Genomic DNA, 1,283 nt, shown 5'->3' on the forward strand with positions numbered 1-1,283 from the left:
AAAGAGCCTTTCGGTGATGAAGCAAACGGGTTTGAAAAAACAACGATGATGAGCTCACGGATGCGTATGGAATTGAGAACCCGACATCGTGCGTGTGTAGTTTATGCAAAACTGCATAATCCATCCTACCGGATACAGGTTCGTGAAGGAGAGGCTACAGGATAGTTCCGCTCAGAGGGTTTAGAAAATTTTGTAATTACATCTTTAGGAAGGTAGATCATGCAGTACAGCTTCAGAAGGTTATGAAAATTGTAATTACAAAAATCTGGTGCTGTTGTCTCGCTACCATCGTCAAAATAGTTGGATACTGCGTTCGATTGGACCTGCGGGGGTGCACTTCATGTTATGTGAGGGTGTTTTCTTTAAAGTACAGTAATGTTAATAACCCCTGTGGATATCGTGGAAAAACCAGAATTTCCCTGTAAAATCAAGGAAATCACCTGTGGATATTAAGTGGACAAAAATTAGCGTTTCTGAGGATGTATTGTGTATGGATATTTATACATCTATTTTCATCCACACATCATGAATAATCATGCACTTAATATCCACTTAACGCCCCGGTTTAACGCACACGTTATCCACAGGCTGTTTAAACCTTGAAATTCCGGGGAACTACCGACTTTCACGCTGATCCTGCTTGATTTTGTTCGTCAAATCGGTGACCTGGTTAAAGGTAGTGCGTCGTTCGGCCATTTGTGCCCCCACCTTTCGTACCGCGTGCATAACCGTTGTGTGGTCGCGGCCGCCTAATTCCTGCCCGATGCGCGGCAACGACATATCCGTAAGCTCCCGCAGTAAATACATGGCAATCTGACGTGCATTTGTGAGGGTTCGAGTGCGGGATTTTGATCGTAGATCCTCTAGAGTCACATCGAAATAGGAAGCCGTGGTCGCCAGCACTTGCCCCGAGGTAATTTCGGTGTCGCCCGCATCTGTAATGAGATCTTTGAGCACAACTTCGGCTAAAGCAACATCGACGGGCTGCTTATTGAGCGAGGCGAATGCCGTTACACGAATGAGCGCGCCCTCCAACTCGCGGATATTCGCCGTAATATGCGATGCAATATACTCCATCACATCATCAGGAACGTTGAGCGATTCACTCTGTGCCTTTTTACGCAAAATAGCGATACGAGTTTCCAGCTCGGGAGGCTGAACATCGGTAATCAGACCCCACTCGAAGCGTGAACGCATACGTTCGGCGAATCCGGTGAGCTGTTTTGGCGGCAAATCAGAGGTAATCACAACCTGCTTTTGGTGATTATGCAGGGCATTGAAAG

Annotated in this window: 1 protein-coding gene; it reads right to left on the reverse strand. The window is 46.4% G+C overall.

Annotated features, from left to right (window positions below; genetic code table 11):
• Positions 1–615 precede the first annotated feature (615 nt).
• A partial coding sequence (locus tag HMPREF2554_RS10975; protein ID WP_246826075.1) for a helix-turn-helix domain-containing protein occupies positions 616–1,283 on the reverse strand: 668 nt, incomplete at its 5' end.

It is taken from the genome of Rothia sp. HMSC071F11, from assembly GCF_001809115.1.
In the GTDB taxonomy this organism is placed as follows: Bacteria; Actinomycetota; Actinomycetes; order Actinomycetales; family Micrococcaceae; genus Rothia; species Rothia dentocariosa.